The sequence below is a fragment of the Pseudomonas sp. 18175 genome, assembly GCF_050432925.1.
Classification (GTDB): Bacteria; Pseudomonadota; Gammaproteobacteria; order Pseudomonadales; family Pseudomonadaceae; genus Aquipseudomonas.
In genome coordinates this window covers 241,490-263,085 of record NZ_JBKFTO010000002.1, presented here as the reverse complement: position 1 = coordinate 263,085, position 21,596 = coordinate 241,490, and the positions used below count along the sequence as shown (strand labels likewise).

Here is a 21,596-nt window from a genome sequence, read left to right as displayed (position 1 = left end):
CCATGCAAGACATTGAATATACAGAAGAACAAGTGATGATCCGCGACATGGCCCGCGACTTTGCCCGTGGCGAAATCGCCCCCCATGCCCAAGCCTGGGAGAAAGCCGGCTGGATCGACGATGCCCTGGTGGCAAAGATGGGTGAACTGGGCCTGCTGGGCATGGTGGTGCCGGAAGAATGGGGCGGCACCTATGTCGATTACGTGGCCTATGCCCTCGCGGTGGAGGAAATATCCGCCGGTGACGGTGCCATGGGCGCGCTGATGAGTATCCATAATTCAGTGGGTTGCGGGCCGATCCTCAACTACGGCACACCTGAACAGAAACAAACCTGGCTGGCCGACTTGGCTAGCGGCCAGGCGATTGGTTGCTTCTGCCTGACCGAGCCACAAGCCGGCTCCGAAGCCCATAACCTGCGCACCCGCGCAGAACTGCGCGATGGCCAGTGGGTGATCAATGGCGCCAAGCAGTTCGTCAGCAATGGCAAGCGCGCCAAGCTGGCCATTGTGTTTGCGGTGACCGACCCCAACCTGGGCAAAAAAGGCATTTCCGCGTTCCTGGTGCCCACCGACACCCCAGGTTTTGTCGTGGACCGTACCGAACACAAGATGGGCATCCGTGCCTCGGACACCTGCGCCGTAACCCTCAACCAATGCACCGTGCCCGAAGCCAGCCTGCTGGGGGAACGCGGCAAAGGCCTGGCCATCGCCCTGTCCAACCTCGAAGGTGGGCGCATCGGCATCGCCGCCCAAGCCCTGGGTATTGCCCGTGCAGCATTTGAGGCCGCATTGGCCTACGCCCGCGACCGGGTGCAGTTCGACAAGGCGATCATCGAGCACCAGAGCGTGGCCAACCTGCTGGCCGACATGCAAACCCGGCTGAACGCCGCCCGCTTGCTGATCCTGCATGCGGCGCGCCTACGCAGTGCCGGCAAGCCGTGTTTGTCGGAAGCATCACAGGCCAAGCTGTTTGCATCGGAGATGGCAGAGAAGGTGTGTTCGTCAGCGATGCAGATACATGGGGGGTATGGGTATCTGGAGGACTATCCGGTGGAGCGTTACTACCGGGATGCGCGGATTACGCAGATTTATGAAGGGACCAGCGAAATTCAGCGGATGGTGATTGCGCGGGAGCTGAAGAACTACCTGCTTTAACTGACACACTGAAAGGTAAATGTGGGAGCGGGCTTGCTCGCGAAAGCGGTGGTTCAGTCACCTGATGTGCTGACTGACACTCCGTATTCGCGAGCAAGCCCGCTCCCACACTTGAGCGCATTCCAAGCGGGTGTACGCGGTGCAAATGTGGGAGCTGTCGAGCTTTAGCGAGGCTGCGAAGGCGGCAGCATGGGCGGTAGAGATTCGGTGCCTGGGCCACCGCTTTCGCGAGCAAGCCCGCTCCCACACTTGAGCGCATTCCAAGCGGGTGTACGCGGTGCAAATGTGGGAGCTGTCGAGCTTTTGCGAGGCTGCGAAGGCGGCGGCATGGGCGGTAGAGATTCGGTGCCTGGGCCGCCGCTTTCGCGAGCAAGCCCGCTCCCACATTTTGATCTCCAGCGTTTGTTTACTTGTCCTTGAACTCGGGCGCGCGCTTGGCCACGAATGCCGCCATGCCTTCCTTCTGATCCTGTGTGGCAAACGCTGCATGGAATACGCGACGTTCAAAACGCACGCCTTCGGACAAGCTCACTTCAAACGCGCGGTTCACGCTTTCCTTGACCATCATGCTGATGGGCACCGATTTGCCGGCGATCAACGTGGCGACTTTCAGCGCTTCTTCCAGCAATTCATCCGCCGCCACGATGCGCGCGACAATGCCACAGCGCTCCGCTTCCACCGCATCGATAAAACGCCCGGTCAGGCACATTTCCATGGCTTTGGCCTTGCCCACGGCGCGGGTCAGGCGCTGGGTGCCGCCCATGCCCGGCAATACGCCAAGGTTGATTTCCGGCTGGCCGAACTTGGCACCGTCGCCCGCCAGGATAAAGTCGCACATCAGTGCCAGTTCACACCCACCGCCCAAGGCAAAGCCGTTGACGGCAGCGATGATGGGCTTGCGGCGGTTGGCTACGCGGTCGCTGTCGCTGAACAGGTCGTCGAGGTAGATCTGCGGGTAGGTCAGCTCGGCCATTTCCTTGATATCGGCGCCCGCGGCGAAGGCTTTTTTCGAACCGGTCAGCACGATGCAGCCGATCTCAGGGTTGGCTTCCAGGCCATCCAATGCCTGGTTCAGCTCGCTGACCAGTTGGGCGTTCAACGCGTTCAAGGCCTGGGGGCGGTTGAGGGTGATCAGCCCGACGCGGCCCTGGACTTCGAGCAAAATGGTTTCGTAACTCATGTATCGGCTCCTTAGAGATTGCGTGAGATGACCAGGCGTTGGATATCGCTGGTGCCTTCGTAAATCTGGCAGACCCGCACATCGCGGTAGATGCGCTCCAGGGGGAAGTCGCTCAGGTAACCGTAACCGCCCAGGGTTTGCAAGGCGGCAGAACAGACTTTTTCCGCCATTTCCGAAGCGAACAGCTTGGCCATGGAAGCCTCGACCAAGGCAGGCTTGCCGCTGTCACGCAGGGCGGCTGCGTACTGCACCATCTGCCGGGCCACCGCAATTTGGGTGGCCATGTCCGCCAGGCGAAAGGCCACGGCCTGGTGCTCGATGATGGCCTTGCCGAAGCTCTCACGCTCGCGGGCATAGTCGCGGGCCGCTTCAAACGCAGCACGGGCCATGCCCACCGATTGGGACGCGATGCCCACGCGGCCGCCTTCCAGGTTGGCCAGGGCGATCCGGTAGCCTTCACCCTCTTCTCCCAAACGGTTGGCCACCGGCACTTTTACGTCTTCGAACAGGATCTGGCAGGTGTCGGAGGCATGCTGGCCGAGTTTGTCTTCGACCCGTGCCACCTTATAGCCCGGTGAATCGGTCGGCACGATAAATGCGCTGATGCCGCGCTTGCCCGCAGCAGGGTCGGTGAGCGCAAACACAATCACCACCCCGGCGTTTTGCCCGGAGGTGATGAACTGTTTGCAGCCGTTCAGCACATAGTGGTCACCATTGAGGCGCGCACGGGTTTTCAGGCTGCTGGCATCGGAGCCGGCCTGTGGCTCGGTCAGCGCAAAGGCGCCGAGCATGGCACCGCTGGCCAGGGGCTTGAGGAAGCGTTCTTTTTGGTCGTCATTGCCAAAGGTGAGGATCGGCACGCAGCCCACCGAGTTATGCACGCTCATGATGGTGGAACAGGCGCCATCGCCCGCAGCGATTTCTTCCAGCGCCATGGCGTAGGCCAGGTAGCCGGTGTCACACCCACCCCATTGTTCCGGCACCAGCATGCCGAAAAAACCCAGTTCGGCCATTTCGCCGATAGCCTCCTTGGGAAAACGGTGTTCGCGATCCCATTCGGCGGCGAAGGGCTTGAGGCGCTCTTGGGCAAATTGTCGGGCCGCGTCGCTGATTTGCAGTTGTTCGTCATTGGGCAACATGGGGTTCAGTCCTTAGTACAGGCATTCGATGGCCATGGCCGTGGCTTCGCCGCCGCCAATGCAAATGGCCGCAACGCCTCGGGTGAGGCCTTTCTGGCGCAGGGCCGAGAGCAATGTCACCAGGATGCGTGCACCCGAAGCACCGATCGGGTGGCCCAGGGCGCAGGCGCCGCCATGTACGTTCACCTTGGCATGGGGGATTTCCAGTTTGCTCATGGTCACCAGGCTGACCACCGCGAAGGCTTCGTTGATCTCGAACAGATCCACGTCACCCAGGTTCCAGCCGGTCTTGGTCATCAGCTTACGGATCGCACCCACCGGCGCCACCGGGAACAGCCCCGGCTCATCGGCAAAGGCCGCATGCCCGTGGATTACCGCCAAGGGCTTGAGGCCACGCTGGGTCGCTTCGGATTGACGCATCAGCAGCAAAGCCGCTGCACCGTCGGAGATTGAACTGGAGTTGGCAGCCGTTACTGTACCGCCGTCGCGGAATGCCGGTTTCAGGCTGGTGATCTTGTCCAGCTTGGCCTTGGGCGGCTGTTCATCGTGTTCGATGGTCTTTTGCTCTTTGCCCACGGTGACCTGCACCGGGACAATCTCGGCGGCAAAGCAGCCGTGGGTAATGGCTTCCTGTGCACGGGTCAGGGAGGCAATGGCAAAAGCGTCCTGGGCTTCACGGGTAAACCCGTTGTACTGGGCGCAGTCTTCGGCAAAGGTGCCCATCAGGCGGCCTTTGTCGTAGGCGTCTTCAAGGCCGTCGAGGAACATATGGTCCAGCACTCGGCCGTGGCCCATGCGGTAGCCGCTGCGGGCGCGGTCCAGCAGGTATGGGGCGTTGGACATGCTTTCCATGCCGCCGGCGATCACCACATCGACACTGCCAGCCAACAGGGCGTCATGGGCCAGGATCGCGGCCTCCATGCCCGAGCCGCACATTTTATTGAGGGTGGTGCAGCGCGTGGATTTATCCAGCCCTGCGCCCAGCGCGGCTTGCCGGGCAGGCGCCTGGCCGAGCCCTGCTGGCAGCACGCATCCGAACAGCACTTCATCGACGGCATCGGTGGCAATGCCGGCGCGTTCGACCGCGGCGCGAATCGCGGCCGCGCCCAACTGTGGCGCCGTCAGGCCCTTGAGGTCGCTCAGGAACCCGCCCATGGGCGTGCGCACGGCGCTGACAATCACGATGGGATCATTCATGGCAAATCCTCCTTACTTGGCCGCCATACGCAAGGCGCCGTCGAGACGGATCACCTCACCGTTGAGCATGCTGTTTTCAATGATGTGCCGCACCAACGCGGCATATTCGGCCGGTTTGCCCAAGCGCGGGGGGAACGGCACACCGGCAGCCAGGGAGTCGCGCACTTCAGGGGTCATGCCGGCCATCATCGGGGTTTCGAAAATGCCCGGGGCGATGGTCATCACGCGGATGCCAAAGCGCGCCAGTTCACGGGCTGCGGGCAACGTGAGGCTGGCAATCGCACCCTTGGACGCCGCATACGCCGCCTGGCCGATCTGCCCGTCGAACGCGGCGACCGAGGCGGTGTTGATGATCACCCCGCGCTCGCCATCGGCGTTGGCTTCGGTTTCGGCGATGGCCGCCGCCGCCAGGCGCAATAGGTTGAAGCTGCCGATCAGGTTGACGTTGATCACCTGGGCAAAGCTGGCCAGGGCATGGGGGCCGTGCTTGCCGAGGATTTTCTCGCCGCGCACCACGCCTGCGCAGTTCACCAGGCCGTGCAGGCCGCCAAAGGCTGCGACAGTCGCCTGTACGGCCGCTTCGGCGGCGGTTTCCTGGCTGATATCGGCGACTGCGCTGCGGGCGTTTTCACCCAATTGCTGGGCTTTGGCCGCGACAGCCTCGGCATTCAGGTCCACCAGCATCACCTTGGCACCGGCAGCCACCAGCATGTCAGCGGTGGCCGCGCCGAGGCCCGAAGCGCCGCCGCTGACCAGGAACACCTTGTTTTCAATCTGCATTATTGTTTTTCCTTGGGCTGTCAGAATGGCCCAGATAGTCGCTCCGACGCACCGGCGCAGCAATGGTCAAAGCCTTCAACTTGGCTGACTGGATTGGCCAGTCATCAATCCCGCCAATCAACCGGTCAGCCCAAGCAATTGGACGCCTTTGGCGCAAGCTTCTAACCTGTTGGCCTGCGCCACCGAAGAAGCCCGCCCCCCGATGATAGTCCGCCCCAAACCCAACCTGCTGGGCATCCTGTTTTCCCTCAAGGGCTCGATTGCCAAGCGCATCGCCCTGCGCAGCCTGCTGGTTACCCTGCTGGCCTCGGTAATCGTGCTGGTGGAAACCCTGCACCCAGCGTACTTCTCCAAGGTCAATGCCACGCCGTTCACGCTACTGGGCCTGTCGTTGTCGATCTTCATGAGCTTTCGCAACAACGCCTGCTACGACCGTTGGTGGGAAGGCCGCAAGCAGATGGGGCAGATGATCATCGACGTGCGCTCGTTGATCCGTGAAACCCAGGTGCTGGGCGACACGGCCGAACGTGCAGGCCTGCTGCGGGGCTTATGCGGCTTTGCCCATGGCTTGATCGCCCGCTTGCGCCTGGAGGATGAAGCCCACGCGATAAACCCCTGGATGGCCGTGACAGCCGGGCACCCAAACCTTCCGGACCGCGTGCTGCAAAGGGTCGGTGCGCGGTTTTCCGAACTGGCCGAGCAAGGCGTGATCAGTGAGTGGCGCTACACCCAGCTGGAAGCGCGGCTGGTCAGCCTCAGCCAGGTGCAAGCCTCGTGCGAACGGATCAAAAGCACACCGCTGCCGTTCCCCTATACCTTATTGCTGCATCGCACCATCTACCTGTTCTGCATCCTGCTGCCGTTTGCCATGGCCGAGCCCTTGGGTTGGCTCACACCGGTGTTTACCGCCATCGTCAGCTACACCTTCTTTGGCCTGGATGAGATTGGCGACGACCTCGAAGACCCGTTCGGGTTCGACGAAAACGACCTGCCCTGCAATGCCATTGTGCGCACCGTGGAACGAGAGGTGCTCGCCGCCCTCGGCGAAACCGACCTGCCCCCTGTCCTGGAGCCGGTAGAGTACGTACTCACCTGACACGGGTTTGACACTCGCCCTGGTCTGGTCGAAGCTGGCGGCTTTGTGATCGCTCGGACGCCTGCATGTCAAAGTCACGCCGTTACTCCATCATCGGCCTGTGCGCCCTGTTGTTTGTTGTGTTGCTCACCTGGCATTTCACCCGGTCCACCCAGGTGGCGGTGCCACCCGCGATAGCCCATGGTTATTCAAAAGCCCTGAAACAAGCGCGTAACGGCGAGCCTGGGGCAGCACGGGTGCTGTACCAACAACTGGGCCGCCCGGACCTGTCACCGGAGCGCCGCGCCGCACTGCATGCCGAACTGCCCAACTACCCCAGCCCGCAGGCCTTGAAGCTCGCGGACAAAGACCTGACCAGTGATTCGCCGTTGGTACGTGAAGCCGCGATCCACAGCATCGCCGGCCTGGTGCCTTCCGGTCAGCGCACCCTCTTGCTTGGCCCGGCGCTGGATGACCCGGAACAAAGCGTACGGTTTGCCGCTGCCAATGCCTTGCTCGGTTTGTCCCCGGACACCTTGGGGCTGTACTTCGGGCCGTTGCAGCAAGTGCTCGATGAGTTCGTGAAAAAAATCAAGGCCCAGCCCGAAACCGCCGAAAACTGGATTCAATTGGCGCGCCTGTATATCCACAGTGCCCTGCTGCCGGATGCGCAGAACGCCTTGGAGCAAGCCATGCGCCTGGAGCCGGACAACCTGCAAGCCGTGGTTGCGCAGATCGAGTTGCTGGACAAACAAGGCAAGTCCGAAGAGTCCCGCCAATTGCTGGCACGCCAGTTGGCCGCCCATCCCGAATCCGCTTACCTGCAACACGCCTTGGGCATGTGGTTGCTGCACCATGGCGAGCGCCCGTATGCCTTGCTTGGCCTGTCAAAAGCCGTGGAGCTGGAGCCGGACAATCAGGATTACCGCTACGACTTGGCTACCACCCTGCACGCCCAGCAGGAACTGGAAGCGGCGCAGCGCCAACTGGAAGAAATCATTCAGCGCCATCCAGCCAACCGTAAGGCGCGAGTGCTGCTGGTCAATTACTGGACCGAAAGCGGCCAGCTGCAAAACGTCCAAGTGCTGCTGGCGCAGCTTGAGCAGCAAAACCCGGATGACCCGGCGCTGCAACAAGGTCTTTGACAGCCATCGGTGCGTTGTACAAATTTTACCAATTGCGGAACGGCTAGGTGCCACTAAGGTCAAGTGAATATGGCGCGCCCAGGGCGGCGCGCTCTTCTATTCGTACGTGACCTGAGGGCACTCCTTGTCTACATCCAATGAGCTGTTCAGTGAAAAAGCAGCCACCGGTATCGAAGGTCTGGACGACATTCTTTCCGGCGGGCTATCGCGCAGCCACCTGTTCCTGCTGGAAGGTGAGCCTGGCACCGGTAAAACCACGGTCGCCCTGCACTTCCTGCAAGCCGGCGCCAAAAATGGCGAACGATCGCTCTACATCACCTTGTCCGAGACCGAGCGCGAATTGCGCCAGGGCGCCAAGTCCCACGGCTGGGACCTGGACGACAATATCCATATCTTCGAACTGACGCCGCCGGAAAGCCTGTTAAACGCCGAGCATCAGCAAAGCCTGCTCTACTCCTCGGACCTGGAACTGGGCGAAGCCACGCGGCAGATCTTCGAAGTGGTCGAACGGGTAAAACCCACTCGCGTGGTGGTCGACAGCCTCTCCGAAATCCGCTTGCTGGCGCAAAGCTCACTGCGTTACCGCCGGCAGATCCTGGCGATCAAGCACTACTTCGTACGCTATGACGCCACCGTGTTGCTGCTGGACGACCTGACCACCGAATCCCTCGACAAAACCGTGCACAGCGTGGCCCACGGCGTGGTTCGCCTGGAAGAACTTACCCCTAACTACGGCGCTGAACGTCGCCGGGTGCGGGTGGTGAAATACCGTGGCCAGAAATACCGCGGCGGTTTCCATGACTTCACCATCTTGCAAGACGGCGTGCATGTGTTCCCACGTTTGGTCGCGGCCGAACACCGCGGCGGCTACAACCGCCAAACGCTGACCAGTGGCATCAAGGAACTCGACTCGCTGCTCGGCGGTGGTATCGAGACCGGTTCCAGCAGCCTGATCCTGGGGCCTGCCGGTACGGGCAAGTCGCTGATCTCGATGATCTTCGCCGCCTCCGCCGTGGCCCGTGGCGAAAAAGCCGCGTTGTTTATCTTCGATGAAGAATTGGGCCTGCTGTTTGAGCGCATGAAGAACATGGGGATTGACCTGGAGGCGCTGCAAGCCACGGGCAACCTGCTGATCGAGCAAGTGGACGCCGCCGAACTGTCGCCTGGGGAGTTCTCGCACCGTGTGCGCCGTTGCGTGGATGAAGCCGGGATCAAAACCGTGGTGATCGACAGCATCAACGGCTACACCGCAGCCATGCCCGAAGAAAACGCGCTGATCCTGCACATGCACGAGTTGCTGCTGTACCTCAACCGTCGCGGCGCGGCCACCTTCATGACCGTTGCCCAGCACGGTCTGGTGGGGGATATGCAGGCTCCGGTGGACATTACCTATCTGGCCGATACGGTAATCCTGCTGCGCTACTTCGAAGCCATAGGCGAAGTGCGCCGCGCTATTTCGATCATCAAAAAGCGCACCGGCTCCCATGAGTCGACGATCCGCGAATACCGCATCGGCAGTCGCGGCATGACCGTGGGCGAGCCGCTGAACAACTTCCAGGGTGTGCTGCGCGGTATTCCCACCTACATGGGCGCCGGTTCTCCCCTACTCAAGGATGAGGGCTAGTGGCCGATCTTTCTCCTGTCTCCGAGCGCGCGATCATCCTCGCGCCCCTCGGCCGTGACGGTGCCCTGGCGCTGATGATGCTCAACGAGGCCGGCTACCGCGGTATCGTTGCCACCGACTTGAACATGCTGTGCCAAGCGCTGGCCCAGGGCAGCGGCCTGCTGATCATTGCCGCCGAAGCCCTACGGGGGGTTGAGCTGGACCCATTGCTTGAGCACCTGCATCAGCAGCCAGCCTGGTCGGACCTGCCTATCGTGCTGCTGACCCATCACGGCGGCAGCGAGCAGAACGGTTCGACCCACCTCAGCGGGCTGCTGGGCAACGTGACGTTTCTGGAGCGGCCGTTCCATCCAGTGACGCTGATCAGCCTGGTCAGCACCGCCCTGCGCGGCCGCCGCCGGCAATACGAAGCGCGCGACCGCCTGGTGGACCTGAGCGAAAGCGAACTGCGCCTGCAACGCACCCTCGAAACCCTTGAACAGCAAGTGGAAGAACGCACCGCACAGTTGCGCCATAACGAAGAGGCCTTACGCCAATCACAAAAGATGGAAGCGGTGGGCCAATTGACCGGCGGCATCGCCCACGACTTCAACAACATGCTCACCGGCATCATCGGCAGCCTGGAGTTGCTGCGAAGGCGCGTGTCCCGTGGCAAGCTCGACGACCTGGACAGTTTGATCGACCTGGGCGTCACCTCAGCCAACCGGGCAGCGGGCCTCACCCACCGCCTGCTAGCGTTTTCCCGCCGACAATCGCTGGACTCCAAGCCCGTTGAGATCAACCAACTGGTGACCTCCATGGGCGAACTGCTGCAACGCAGCATCAATGAAAGCATCAAGCTGGAGATGCGTTTGACCGGCGAACTCTGGACCGCCGAAGCCGACCCCAACCAACTGGAAAGCGCCCTGCTCAACCTGGTGATCAACGCGCGGGATGCCATGCCCAACGGCGGCAGCCTGACAGTGGAAACCACCAATCGCCACCTGGACAGTGTGTTTACCGCCGCCTATGGCACCTTGAAACCTGGCGATTACGTAGAGCTGAGTGTCAACGACACCGGCTGCGGGATCCCGGAGAGTGTGATGAGCCGGGTGTTCGACCCCTTCTTCACCACCAAGCCTATCGGCCAAGGCACGGGCCTGGGGCTGTCGATGATCTATGGCTTCGCCCGCCAGTCCCGCGGCCATGTGACCATCCACAGTGAAGTGGGCAAAGGCACCACGGTGAGCCTGTTCCTGCCACGGTTCATCGGCGAAGTGGTCGCCGATGTGATTTCGGACCCCGCGCAGCTACCGTTTGCGCAGGCGGGCGAGACCGTGCTGATTGTCGAAGACGACCCTGCTGTGCGCTTACTGGTCAGTGCGGTGCTCAAGGAGCTGGGTTATGGCTTTGTCGAAGCGGGTGATGCCGATACGGCGCTGCCGATCATCGAGTCCGATCAGCGTATTGACCTGCTGATCAGCGATGTCGGTTTGCCCGGCATGAACGGTCGCCAGTTGGCAGAAATCGGGCGCCAGATACGCCCAGACCTCAAGGTGTTGTTCATTACGGGGTATGCCGAGCATGCGGCGGTGCGTGGTGGGTTCCTGGACCCTGGGATGCAACTGATCACCAAGCCATTCACCTTTGACCTGCTGACCGCCAAAGTCCGCGAAATGATCCGCAGCGTTTAATGAATGGGCTTGCTGTAGTCAGCGGGCTTACTGTGAATGTGCATACTGTGGTGAGCGGGCTTGCCCCGCGCTGGGCTGCGAAGCAGCCCCAATAAGAACGCTGCGTTGTGTCAGGCACTCGGCAGCGTCAGGTTTTAGGGCTGCTTCGCACCCCAGCGCGGGGCAAGCCCGCTCACCACAAGAAGCCCGCTCACCACAGGCAAGCCCAACTTTCACAACCACAACCAAGCCCATTCATACGTTATGCAAGCAGGCGTTGGATGTGTTCCTGCAAAGTATCCAGGTCGAACGGCTTGGCCAAAATCGGTGCATTGCGCGTAATAGGGCTGTTGCAGTCGAGAATTTCCTGCGGGTAGCCGCTGATAAAAATAACCTTCAATTCCGGGCGCAGCTTGATCGCAGGCTCTGCAATCTGCACCCCCGAAATGCCACCCGGCAAGCGGTAATCGGTGACCATCAAGTCCAGGTGCGGCTTGGTCGCCAGGATTTCGAAGGCCTGCTCCCCATCGATCGCCTTCAACACCCGATAGCCCAGGCCGGCCAGGTATTCACCCAGCACAAACATAATGGATTCGTCGTCCTCGACGATCAGAACGACATCTTGTGCATCTTCACTCATGGGAAGCCTTTGTCCGGTCAATTGCTGCAATTACGACCATGGGGTCACGCAGAGGTTGCGTCGAGGTGACGATTGAATTCATACCGAGGCGCCGAGGGGCAGGCACACCCGGAACAGGGCGCCCTCGCCTATCTGGCTCTCGACCTCGATGGTGCCGCCATGGGCCGCCACGATCTGTTCGGAAATAAACAGTCCAAGGCCAAGGCCCGCCGCGACATGGCTGGCCGACACTCGCTCAAACTGCTGGAAAATACGTTTCTGGTTGTCTTCGCTGATACCGATGCCACGGTCACGCACTTCAACCCGCGCCTCACCGTGTTCGCTGTACACCCGCACCTGCACCGGGCTTTTAGCCCCGTAACGCAAGGCGTTGGTCAGCAGGTTAGTCACCACCTGCTCGATACGGAACTCATCCCAGTTGCCTTCCACTGGCCCCTCTACGACCAATTGCAGGGTGGAATCGGCGGCCGCCACTTGCGGCGCGAAGTTACTCACCAGGTTGCTCACCAACTGGGCCAGATCAAAGCGTGCCGGACGAATCGACAGCTTGCCGGTACGGATGCGCGACACATCGAGCATGTCTTCGATCAGGCGGATCAGGCTCTGGATCTGGCGCTCATCGCGGTCGACCATGGCATGCATCTTGTCCAGAGTGAACGCGGCGGCGTTATCCCGGGCCAGGTGCATCTTGCGCAGCTGGGTTTCCAGGATCAGGCCATTGAGGGGCGTACGCACTTCGTGGGCAACGATGGACATGAAGTCGTCACGCATGCGCACGGCCTGTTCCAACTCGGCTTGGGTGGCCTGCAAGCGCGTCAGCAACAGCTCTTGCTCGCGACGGCTGCGTTCCAGGGCTTCGACCTGCTGCTTCATTGCCTTGCTCTGGCGATACAGGTCAACAAATATATTGACCTTGCTTTTCACCGCATGGATATCCAGCGGTTTGTGCAGGAAGTCTACGGCTCCGCTTTCATAGCCCTTGAAGGCGTAATTGAGTTCGCGGCCGGCGGCACTGACGAACACAATCGGGATGTTCTTGGTCTTTTCGGTTCCGCGCATCAATTCGGCCAGCTCGAAACCATTCATGCCGGGCATCTGCACATCGAGGATCGCCATGGCGAACTCGTGCTCCAGCAACAGGGACAAGGCCTCGTCGGCGCTCAATGCCTTGAACACCTGGCGGTCCTCGCGCTTGATCAGCGCTTCGAGGGCCAGCAGGTTTTCCGGCAGATCGTCGACGATCAGCAGTTTGGCCTGGACAGTACTTAGCATGGGGAATATTCCAGGGAAGCCAGCAATGAGCCAATGCGGCTCAAGGTAAGAATGTGGTCGGGTGTATGCAATGCCAAGGCTGCACGGGGCATCACGGCGACACGTGCCTCCGTAGGGTCTTGCACCACGGTGGTACCGCCTTGTTGCTTGACGTGGGCAAGGCCTTGGGCGCCGTCCTGGTTGGCGCCGGTCAATAAGATGGCCATCAGGCCTGCACCGTAGGTATCGGCAGCGGAGGTAAACAGAAAATCGATAGCAGGCCGTGAATGATGCACACGGTCTTCCTGGCTCAGGGACAGGCTGCGGTCGTGCTCCACGGAAAGGTGATAACCAGGCCCGGCGAAATACAGGGTGCCGGGCTTGATCACCTCTTTGTCACGCGCCTCCAGCACCGGCATGTTCACGCGGCGATCAAACACCTCCGCCAACTGGCTGCGGCGCTCGTCCGGCAGGTGCAGTACCGTGATGATCGGCAAGCCGAAACCCGTGGGCAGCTCGCCAAACACCGTCAGCAACGCCTCGACGCCGCCAGCGGAGGCGCCGATGACAATCGCTTCTATGCCCGGAACCGATGCCAGGCTGGCAGCCGCTTCATTCATAGTTTTCGGTAGATCCGTTCCTGTTTGACCAAGGGTTCGAATTGTTTGCCATAGGCGGAGAAATCCAGGGTCTCCTTGCTGCCCAGCACCAGGAAGCCGCGATGGCAGAGCGACTCATGGAACAACCCAAACGCTCGATCCTGCAATTTTTTATTGAAGTAAATCAGTACGTTGCGACATGAAATTAATTGAGTTTCCGAGAATACACTATCGGTCGCCAGGCTGTGGTCGGCGAACGTGACGTTCTCTCGCAGTGTCTTGTCGAAGATCGCGTAATCGTAAGCCGCGGTGTAGTAGTCGGCAAATGAACGTTGCCCACCGGCCTGCTGGTAGTTGGCGGTGTAGGCCCGCACATTTTCCAGGGAGAAGATGCCCTGCTTGGCCTTGTCCAGGGAGGCCGGGTTGATGTCGGTGGCGTAGATGATGGTGCGCTCCAGCAAGCCTTCTTCACGCAGCAGGATGGCCATGGAGTACACCTCTTCCCCCGTGCTGCACCCGGCGATCCAGACCTTGATCGACGGGTAGGTCTTGAGCAGCGGCACTACCTCCTGGCGAATCGCCAGGAAGTGCGAAGGGTCGCGAAACATCTCGCTCACCGGAATGGTGAGGAACTGCAGCAACTGCATAAATGCCGCCGGATCGTGCAGCACCCGCTCCTGCAACGCAGAAATGGTTGCGCAGTCGAATTGGCGCAGGGCATGGGCCACCCGGCGCTTGACCGACGCCCCGGAGTAGTCGCGAAAGTCATAGCTGTACTTGAGGTAAATCGCCTCGATCAGCAGGCGCAGCTCAATATCGCTGCTTTTTTCCAAAAAACTTCGCTCCACTTAAATACGTTCCATCTTCGGTAGCCATACGCGAATCAGTGAGAACAGACGGTCCAGATCAATCGGCTTGGCCAGGTAGTCGTTGGAACCTGCCGCGAGGCAGCGCTCCTGATCGTCTTTCATGGCCTTGGCCGTCACGGCGATGATCGGCAGTTTTTTCCAGCGCGGGTCCTGGCGGATCAAGGCGGTGGCCTCGTAACCGTCCATCTCCGGCATCATCACGTCCATCAGCACCAAGTCGATATCGTCGACTTCATTGAGTTTGTCGATGGCTTCACGGCCGTTACGCCCGATGACCACGATGGCGCCTTTGTGCTCCAGGGCACTGGTGAGGGCGAAGATGTTGCGCACATCGTCGTCCACCAACAGGATCTTGCGCCCCTCGAAGACCTTGTCGCGGCTGCGGGCGGTCTTGAGCATCTTCTGGCGGTCATGGGACAGCTGGGATTCGACTTTGTGCAAAAAGAGTGTCACTTCGTCCAGCAGGCGCTCTGGCGAGCGCGCGCCCTTGATGATGATCGAGCGCGAATACTTGCGCAGTTCAGCCTCTTCATCCCGGGTGAGGTTGCGCCCGGTGTAGACGATCACCGGCGGGAACGAGCAAATGTCCTCGGTGGCCATGCGCTTGAGCAGCTCGTTGCCGAGCATGTCCGGCAGCTTCAGGTCGATGATCATGCAGTCGTAGATGTTGGTGCGCAGCAGGTCCAGGGCCGCCTGGGCGTAGCCGACGTCGGTAATCTCGATATCATCGTCGCCGATCAGGCGGGCAATGCTGTCGCGTTGCAGGTCATCGTCCTCCACCAACAGCACGCGCTTGACCTTTTGGGTCAGCTTGGCTTCCAGGCGCGCGAACACGTCCTTGAGCTCCTCGCGGGTGGTGGGCTTGACCGCATAACCCACGGCGCCCATGTGCATGGCGGCTTCGACGCGGTCTTCCACGGAAATCACATGCACCGGGATATGCCGGGTGCTGGCGTGTTCCTTGAGGCGTTGCAGCACCGTCAGCCCGGAATGGTCCGGCAGGCGCATGTCCAGCAAGATTGCATCGGGGATGTATTCCTCGGCCAGGCTGTAGCCTTCGTCGGCACCGTGGGCCACCAGGCAGTTGTAGCCCAGCTCATGGGCCAGGTCGAAGAGGATGCGCGCAAAGTTGGGCTCATCTTCCACCACCAGGATGCAACGGGTGGTAAAGGGGGCCTTGTCACGGTCATCGGCGAAGCGCGGGATCAGGTTGGCATCGGCCATCGGCAGTGGCGATACCTTGACCGGCGCTGGGGCTGGCGCCACGACCACCTGGCGCGGTTGTTCGATGGGCGCGGCATCTTCTGCGCGTTCGACATACTGCTCCGGCAACACCAACGTAAAGGTGCTGCCCTTGCCCGGCTCGCTGCTGACGCTGATGTAGCCGCCAAGCAAAGTGGCCAAGTCGCGGGAAATCGACAGGCCAAGGCCGGTGCCGCCATAACGGCGATTGGTGGTGCCGTCGGCCTGGCGGAACGCTTCAAAGATGCTTTCCTGCTGGTCTGGCGCAATGCCGATACCCGAATCGCGCACGGTAAAGGCAATGCCCTCCCCCGGTGCCTGGGATACGGACAGGCTCACTTCACCCTGCTCGGTAAACTTGACCGCATTGGACAACAGGTTCTTGAGGATTTGCTCCAGGCGTTGGCGGTCGGTAAACAGCATCACTGGCGCGCCTGCCTGCACCTCCACCTGGAAACCCAACTTGCGATCGGCGGCCAACGGTTCGAACATGCCGCGCAAGCCGTCTACCAGGCGTGCCACGCTGGAGTTTTCCGGGCGCATCTCAAGCTTGCCGGCTTCGACCTTGGAAATGTCCAGGATGTCGTTGATCAGGTTGAGCAAATCATTGCCGGCCGAATAGATCGACTCGGCAAACTTGACTTGTTCGGCGCTGAGGTTTTCCTGGGGGTTTTCCGCCAACAGCTTGGCCAGGATCAACGAGCTGTTGAGCGGCGTGCGCAACTCGTGGGACATGTTGGCGAGGAACTCGGATTTGTACTTGCTGGAGCGTTGTAACTCTTCGGCGCGGTCCTCCAGCTCCAATTGGGCCTGGTTCAGCTCGCCGTTCTTGCGGTCCATGGCGTCGCGCTGCTCGGCCAGGGTCTGGGTCTGCTCGGCCAACTGTTCATTGGTCTGTTCAAGTTCGGCCTGCTGGGTTTCCAGGTGAGCCTGAGACTCCTTGAGGATGCGCGACTGTTCTTCCAACTCTTCGTTGGCGGTCTTGAGTTCTTCTTGCTGCACTTGCAGCTCTTCGTTGAGCTGCTGGGTCTCGGCCAGCACTTCCTGCAGGCGCTGACGATAACGGGCAGCTTCGATGGAGGTGCCGATATTGCCGGCGATCAGCTCCAGCAGCTCCACATCACGCTCTTGCAGCGGGCGTAGAAAACCCAGTTCGATCACACCGTTGACCCGCCCGTCGTCGCTGGTGGGCACCACCAATACGCTACGGGTTGAGCCTTCACCCAGGCCGGAGCTGACCTTGAAGTAGCCCACCGGCACATCGTCCAGGCGGATCAGGCGATCCAATTGCGCGGCTTGGCCAACAATGCCTTCGTCGCTGTAGATCGACTGTTCAAGCTGCTCCTGCTCGCGGGAGAAGCCATAACTGGCCACGCGCTTGAGACCGCCATGTTCCTCGCGCACATACAGCGCGGCCACGGCCGAGCCCATGTACTGGGCAAAAAACTGCAGGATATTGCGCCCCAGCATGTTCAAGGTGAGCTGGCCAAGTACCTGTTCGGCCAGTTCGGTCTGGCCATTGCGCAGCCAGGCTTGCTGTTCCAAGCGCCCCGCAATCCTCTGTTGTGACGCGAGGTTTGCGTTATAACTATCTGATAATGAAATTAAATTTTTACGGCCAATATAGGCCAGGAACCCACTCAACCCGAGCACAAATGCCAGGTACAGGGTCACGCTGATCACCGTGGTGCGGGTCACTTGCTCATTGCGGGTAATACGGAACTGCTGCTCCATTTCCACCGCGTTGTCGTATTCCTTGCGGATCTCATCGGTCAGGCGCTTGCCCCGGCCGGCCTTGACGGCACCCCGGTAATCACCGCTTTCGCGTTGCAGGTCAATCATCGACTGGGCGTACTTGTTCCACTCTATCTGCAAGGCTTCCAAGCGCTTGAGACGGTCCACCTGCTGGGGGTTATCGGCCACCAGGTCCTGCAAATTACGCAAGTCGGCGATGATCCGCGGCTTGGCCACCTCGTAAGGGTCGAGGAAATGCTCATCGCCAGTGATCAAGAAACCGCGCATGCCGGTTTCCAGGTCCACCGTGAGCTTTGACGACTCGTTGAGGTTATTGATAACCCGGTCGGTGTGCTCCACCCACTGGATCACCGACAACAGGTAGGTGATCAGGCACACGAAAAACACGGCACTGAGCACGCCCACGCCCAGGGGCAACGCCACGTTTCGGCTTAAAAGGTTACGAAAGCTCTGTTCATCGATGGACGACGCGGGAGTCATGGGCATGCCTTGGCCAAGTGTGGAAAAAAGGAGAGTTTGCCCGAATATCGCCGCGCAAGGCTATGTTTTCAGGTCGCTTTGACGCAATCGCCTATGACCCGCACTCATAGGTGATTGAGTTTCAGGCCGGCAGGGTCAGCCCATCTACACGCCTTAAAACATATTTGCGGGACGAATCCGGAACGAACGCCAAGGAGCTGCACACCCAGAAACAAGCCTGCGGAACAAGGAAGATCCTATTGCAGGGTGACTAAACTTGACCATTCAGGTACGCCAAATGTTCTTATCCGTCGCTCAACAACTTATTATTCCCGCGCTTCTTCCTCTTGCTGGTGCAGTGAAACCACTCGCTACGCAACCCCCTTCGCCGAAGCCGATCACTGCCGACGCTACCAACCCTCCACCCAGCGCTGCCCGCAGCTTACGCGGCCTGCTAGCAGACAACGACAATCTACGCCTGCTGGCTAGCAAACTGATGGCTCTAGATAGCCGTGTTTATGGCAGGCCGGTCCCGCCCGGACGGGTCGCCTATTCACTGAACGCTAATACGATGAGTCCAGTGAAAGATTCGTCCTATGCGGCGATACAACCGAGCGCAGTAACCCTGGCCGCTGCCATTAGCGGCCTTGGTTTCAAGCTGCCGACCACTATCGATGAAGTGGTCGCGTTGAAGGAGGAACTGGAGCAGAAGGCATCACTGCACCCTTTGGGTGACTTCGGCGGCGGTCTTTCCTGGCCAAAACCGATGTCGAAACATGACCAACAGAGCATAGTCAACTACCTCGACACCCAAAAACCAACTGCCAAGCCGGGCGAACCCACCGCTACCCTTGCCTACCTGTTGAGTGGCAGCTCGGTGATGCCCAGCGATCTGCAAGATCCCGTTGGGGCATTACAGAAATTGCTCGACTCACCCAAAGCCCGCGAGCTGGGACTTGCCCTGCAAACACAGTTGAAGGGCGCCCCCTCGCCCATCGGTGTTTATGACTATGTGCTCACAGCGCTTCACTTGGGACTGGACCCAGAATCCCTCACTACGCCCGTGGTCGGCAGCGTCGCGGGTTTTGAACTGGCCAAGCCTGAGCATTGGGGAAAATCGCCCGCTACGGTTGTTGAAAACCTGAGCAAACACCTGGTCGACAAAGGCCGAACAACATCTGACAGCGCCAAACTTGCGAGCCACTTGCTGCTAGCCCGCACGGCACCGCAGTACCTGATCGAAGACATTCCTGCCAGTGTGACCGTGGGCAGCCTGGCGTGGGCAAACCTTTCGATCGCGGCGGCGGCAGTAGAAGCCGAGCGTCCGGGCACCGTCGCTAACATGACGTTCGCCGATGTCATGAGTTACGCCGCCCGAAACACGCCCTCACCCTCCGCACCCGAAACTGCCAAAAATGCGGCATTGGTGGAATGGGCGCTCGCCAATGGGTTGTTGACGAAGAGCGACGCCGGTACTTACACACCCGCTCAGATCAACGAATTAAGAGCTGCCTTCACGAAGCGAAGTAACGAGCTGATCTCTGCTTCGCAAGCCATGGATAACGCGATTCTTTCGCGAAAAGACATAGCGCTGACCAGGCTGAAAGAAATCTTTGGCGATCTGGGGCCACTGTTCGAAGAAAAAGTACTCACGTCGACCGATGACCGCGTTAATGATCGTGCACTGCGTCGCGAGGACGGCACGCTCATCAAGCACTCGATGCTGGATATCGCCATGATGGACCTCGGGTCGCCATGGGTTCATTACCAGTCAAGTGATCCGCGCATTCCCATCGATAAAGTGAACAACAGCCAATCTGATTTTGGGGTGAGCAAGTCATTCGAAACCTGGTTCAGCACCGCGATGACGCACAAAAGGGATGCCGTCACTACCACCGTCCAGCATTTGATTTCGCAGCTGCCATTGGAAGACAGGAAGAATTTCGAGTACGGCAAAATTACGCTGTATCAACAAACATCCTATGCGTTGAACGGTTTTATAGGGACCACGCCAGCCCCCACCGACCCGGAACTGTTGGTAAAAATCGAACGTGAAGGGCAAACCCAAACATACGAAATCAACTTCAATGCGGGCACCATCAAGCACACCCCTGCCTATCGTGCAAAAGAAAGGCAATCACGAGAGGCCAATTGGGTTTATGAAACCAAAGAGTTCAAGCCCGACAGCATGAAGAACGACCGCAGTGATGAGCGCCCCTCAGAGGGACAGGCGCTCGATAGTTTCAACAGCCTTCGTTCTTACAGGATCGGCAATGCCCTAGTCGAGCACCTAGGGCTTTACGACCCCTCCATTAAAGAGGCTGCACTCGGGAAAACCACCCTGGAGACGTCAAAAGACCGCTATAAGCCGTTGAATGACTTTTTACTCAACCTGATTCCCTTCAGGTCGGCCATTCTGAATTTTCAAAAAGGCGACATTGGCGCAGGGTTATTTGATCTCACACTGGACGTGTTTGGCTTCGTTACGGCCGGCGTAGCGGCCGGTGGGAAACTGCTCAAAATAGGCAGCACCGCTCTATCTACAAGTACCAAAGCCTTACAGGCCGCAAAAGTGATTGGTGCCGCAGCGCTCAGTGGGCTCAACCCATTGGGCGGCTTGGATGACCTCGCCAAGGGGGGCATGCAGTTGCTGGATGTAGGCGCCGAACTAGCAGTGCGTAAAGCGCGCGAAACCATCAATAAACTAAAGGGGGCGACTGGCAGTTATGACTTGTTGAAGGCGGCCAACAAGGAATTTGGTCCGACGTTGATCGGGACCTATAAGCAGGGCAGCAACAGCGTCGAAGGCGTCGCCGTCCTGAAAAACAATAAATGGTATAGCTACGACCCTGTACTGAAGAGGCCCTATGGCCCTGCAATCGACTATCAACATTTCACCCCGCTCAATAGCCCTCTGCTTGACAGCAGCCTTCATAAACATCTTGATGCTTTCGAAGTGAACATGGTGAGGTCAAAAAGTGCTGAGAACCTTTCGCAATTCGACCAGGGTTATAAACATGGCAACCTCCAGCAACTTAAGGATTATTCGGGTCAAACCAGCCTTGAGGATTTGCTGAAATTGGCCGCGAAACCCGACAGGGCACCGGATGAAATAGGCATCCTTGCACGAGTGGTTGAGCATGAAAACATAGAACGCGGAAGGTATTTCACGTCTCTTCTTGCCAGCGACGTAGCGGGGCCTGGTGTGTCTATCGATCGCTTTACCCAACTTGAGTACTTGGCCCGTGTCGATTTAACGTCAACAGGTGACTGCGCCGGGTTGGTCAATGCCATGGCGCTTGCCCTGCAACGCGGCGATGAAAAGATATTTCTCGCCAATCTCAACAAGGTCTCGACCAGTGCTTCGCACGCCCCGCAACATATAAAATTCAATGCAGACCTTAAACATTTGCAGAACGCCGTAGATAAAAAGCACAGCTTTCACATGGGTTCTGCTCCCTCACGGGACACCGCCGAGCGCATCATCAACCAACTCACCAGAGCCACCAAGTCGACCTACCTGAGGATCAGCACTCAAGATCACGCCCTGTTGGCAGGTGTGAGGTTCAAAGACAACAAAAAAGAATGGTTTTTCTTTGAGCCCAATGGCGGCTTGGTCAAGTTTGACAACCTGGAATCCATGCAAAAAGGCATGGCCAAGGTCTTGGATAGCGGGGCGGTCAGCGCTACGTTAAAGCCTCACGTCACATCCCTAGGTACTCGTGAGTTTCTTGTCAGCCCGTTCCACCCTGACGATCTGGTAACCGAAGCCGTGGACAGCTTTGCGGTTTCTTTGATGGTGTCCAATCCGTTACCAGCTTGATGCAACGCGTAC

Annotated in this window: 15 protein-coding genes; 6 read left to right on the top strand and 9 right to left on the bottom strand. The window is 59.4% G+C overall.

Going from position 1 to position 21,596, the window contains the following annotated elements; all coding sequences use genetic code 11:
• Nucleotides 1-2: 2 nt before the first annotated feature.
• Nucleotides 3-1,154, top strand: coding sequence for an acyl-CoA dehydrogenase family protein (locus ACLD1Y_RS04140; RefSeq protein ID WP_429475712.1), 1,152 nt, complete (start codon nt 3-5; stop codon nt 1,152-1,154).
• 406 nt (nt 1,155-1,560) lie between these two features.
• On the opposite strand, the gene ACLD1Y_RS04135 is transcribed toward ACLD1Y_RS04140, so the two are convergent.
• From ACLD1Y_RS04135 to ACLD1Y_RS04120, 4 genes are read right to left on the bottom strand one after another with little or no spacing between them, the layout of a single operon-like run.
• Nucleotides 1,561-2,334, bottom strand: coding sequence for an enoyl-CoA hydratase (locus tag ACLD1Y_RS04135; RefSeq protein ID WP_429475710.1), 774 nt, complete (start codon nt 2,332-2,334; stop codon nt 1,561-1,563).
• Nucleotides 2,335-2,345: 11 nt separating this feature from the next.
• Entirely contained in the window at nt 2,346-3,473 is a 1,128-nt protein-coding gene (locus ACLD1Y_RS04130; RefSeq protein WP_429475708.1) for an acyl-CoA dehydrogenase, read from the bottom strand.
• A 12-nt stretch (nt 3,474-3,485) separates the two neighbouring features.
• On the bottom strand, nt 3,486-4,670 hold the full coding sequence (locus ACLD1Y_RS04125; RefSeq protein ID WP_429475706.1) for an acetyl-CoA C-acyltransferase: 1,185 nt from the start codon (nt 4,668-4,670) through the stop codon (nt 3,486-3,488).
• Nucleotides 4,671-4,682: 12 nt separating this feature from the next.
• The gene (locus tag ACLD1Y_RS04120; protein ID WP_429475704.1) at nt 4,683-5,450 is read right to left on the bottom strand and encodes an SDR family NAD(P)-dependent oxidoreductase; all 768 of its coding nucleotides are present in this window, start codon (nt 5,448-5,450) and stop codon (nt 4,683-4,685) included.
• A gap of 202 nt (nt 5,451-5,652) precedes the next feature.
• Between ACLD1Y_RS04120 and ACLD1Y_RS04115 the strand changes: the two genes are divergently transcribed.
• The 4 genes from ACLD1Y_RS04115 (at nt 5,653) to ACLD1Y_RS04100 (ending at nt 10,967) form a co-directional block, all read left to right on the top strand.
• A complete protein-coding gene (locus ACLD1Y_RS04115) occupies nt 5,653-6,546 on the top strand; it encodes a bestrophin family protein (protein WP_429475700.1) in 894 nt (297 codons plus the stop codon).
• Between the two features lie 65 nt (nt 6,547-6,611).
• Nucleotides 6,612-7,670 carry a tetratricopeptide repeat protein gene (locus tag ACLD1Y_RS04110; protein WP_429475698.1) on the top strand — a complete coding sequence of 353 codons (1,059 nt, stop codon included), beginning with the start codon at nt 6,612-6,614 and terminating at the stop codon, nt 7,668-7,670.
• Nucleotides 7,671-7,794: 124 nt separating this feature from the next.
• Nucleotides 7,795-9,294: an ATPase domain-containing protein gene (locus tag ACLD1Y_RS04105; RefSeq protein WP_429475696.1), complete on the top strand. Its 1,500-nt coding sequence runs from the start codon at nt 7,795-7,797 to the stop codon at nt 9,292-9,294.
• Nucleotides 9,294-10,967, top strand: coding sequence for an ATP-binding protein (locus ACLD1Y_RS04100; RefSeq protein WP_429475694.1), 1,674 nt, complete (start codon nt 9,294-9,296; stop codon nt 10,965-10,967). Before ACLD1Y_RS04105 ends, ACLD1Y_RS04100 begins: the two co-directional genes overlap by 1 nt.
• Nucleotides 10,968-11,208: 241 nt before the next feature.
• Here ACLD1Y_RS04100 and ACLD1Y_RS04095 read toward each other — a convergent pair whose 3' ends face one another.
• From ACLD1Y_RS04095 to ACLD1Y_RS04075, 5 genes are all read right to left on the bottom strand, one after another.
• Nucleotides 11,209-11,586 (bottom strand): response regulator, encoded by a 378-nt coding sequence (locus tag ACLD1Y_RS04095; protein ID WP_003217591.1) that lies wholly within the window; start codon nt 11,584-11,586, stop codon nt 11,209-11,211.
• 78 nt (nt 11,587-11,664) lie between these two features.
• Complete coding sequence (locus ACLD1Y_RS04090) at nt 11,665-12,858, bottom strand: hybrid sensor histidine kinase/response regulator (RefSeq protein ID WP_429475691.1); 1,194 nt, start codon at nt 12,856-12,858, stop codon at nt 11,665-11,667.
• Nucleotides 12,852-13,457, bottom strand: coding sequence for a chemotaxis protein CheB (locus ACLD1Y_RS04085; protein WP_429475689.1), 606 nt, complete (start codon nt 13,455-13,457; stop codon nt 12,852-12,854). The genes ACLD1Y_RS04090 and ACLD1Y_RS04085 overlap by 7 nt, the downstream gene beginning before the upstream one ends.
• Nucleotides 13,454-14,284, bottom strand: a complete 831-nt coding sequence (locus tag ACLD1Y_RS04080) for a CheR family methyltransferase (RefSeq protein ID WP_429475687.1) — start codon at nt 14,282-14,284, stop codon at nt 13,454-13,456. Before ACLD1Y_RS04080 ends, ACLD1Y_RS04085 begins: the two co-directional genes overlap by 4 nt.
• On the bottom strand, nt 14,285-17,782 hold the full coding sequence (locus ACLD1Y_RS04075) for a response regulator (RefSeq protein WP_429475686.1): 3,498 nt from the start codon (nt 17,780-17,782) through the stop codon (nt 14,285-14,287).
• Nucleotides 17,783-18,059: 277 nt separating this feature from the next.
• Between ACLD1Y_RS04075 and ACLD1Y_RS04070 the strand changes: the two genes are divergently transcribed.
• Nucleotides 18,060-21,584, top strand: a complete 3,525-nt coding sequence (locus ACLD1Y_RS04070) for a hypothetical protein (protein ID WP_429475685.1) — start codon at nt 18,060-18,062, stop codon at nt 21,582-21,584.
• The last annotated feature ends 12 nt before the right edge of the window (nt 21,585-21,596 follow it).

Bases quoted from the DNA above. Each gene is read 5' to 3' on its own strand.
- ACLD1Y_RS04090 (WP_429475691.1), bottom strand. From the start codon at position 12,858: ATGCTAAGTACTGTCCAGGCCAAACTGCTGATCGTCGACGATCTGCCG.
- ACLD1Y_RS04140 (WP_429475712.1), top strand. From the start codon at position 3: ATGCAAGACATTGAATATACAGAAGAACAAGTGATGATCCGCGACATG.
- ACLD1Y_RS04075 (WP_429475686.1), bottom strand. From the start codon at position 17,782: ATGACTCCCGCGTCGTCCATCGATGAACAGAGCTTTCGTAACCTTTTA.
- ACLD1Y_RS04070 (WP_429475685.1), top strand. From the start codon at position 18,060: ATGTTCTTATCCGTCGCTCAACAACTTATTATTCCCGCGCTTCTTCCT.
- ACLD1Y_RS04095 (WP_003217591.1), bottom strand. From the start codon at position 11,586: ATGAGTGAAGATGCACAAGATGTCGTTCTGATCGTCGAGGACGACGAA.
- ACLD1Y_RS04120 (WP_429475704.1), bottom strand. From the start codon at position 5,450: ATGCAGATTGAAAACAAGGTGTTCCTGGTCAGCGGCGGCGCTTCGGGC.
- ACLD1Y_RS04125 (WP_429475706.1), bottom strand. From the start codon at position 4,670: ATGAATGATCCCATCGTGATTGTCAGCGCCGTGCGCACGCCCATGGGC.
- ACLD1Y_RS04085 (WP_429475689.1), bottom strand. From the start codon at position 13,457: ATGAATGAAGCGGCTGCCAGCCTGGCATCGGTTCCGGGCATAGAAGCG.
- ACLD1Y_RS04135 (WP_429475710.1), bottom strand. From the start codon at position 2,334: ATGAGTTACGAAACCATTTTGCTCGAAGTCCAGGGCCGCGTCGGGCTG.
- ACLD1Y_RS04115 (WP_429475700.1), top strand. From the start codon at position 5,653: ATGATAGTCCGCCCCAAACCCAACCTGCTGGGCATCCTGTTTTCCCTC.
- ACLD1Y_RS04130 (WP_429475708.1), bottom strand. From the start codon at position 3,473: ATGTTGCCCAATGACGAACAACTGCAAATCAGCGACGCGGCCCGACAA.
- ACLD1Y_RS04110 (WP_429475698.1), top strand. From the start codon at position 6,612: ATGTCAAAGTCACGCCGTTACTCCATCATCGGCCTGTGCGCCCTGTTG.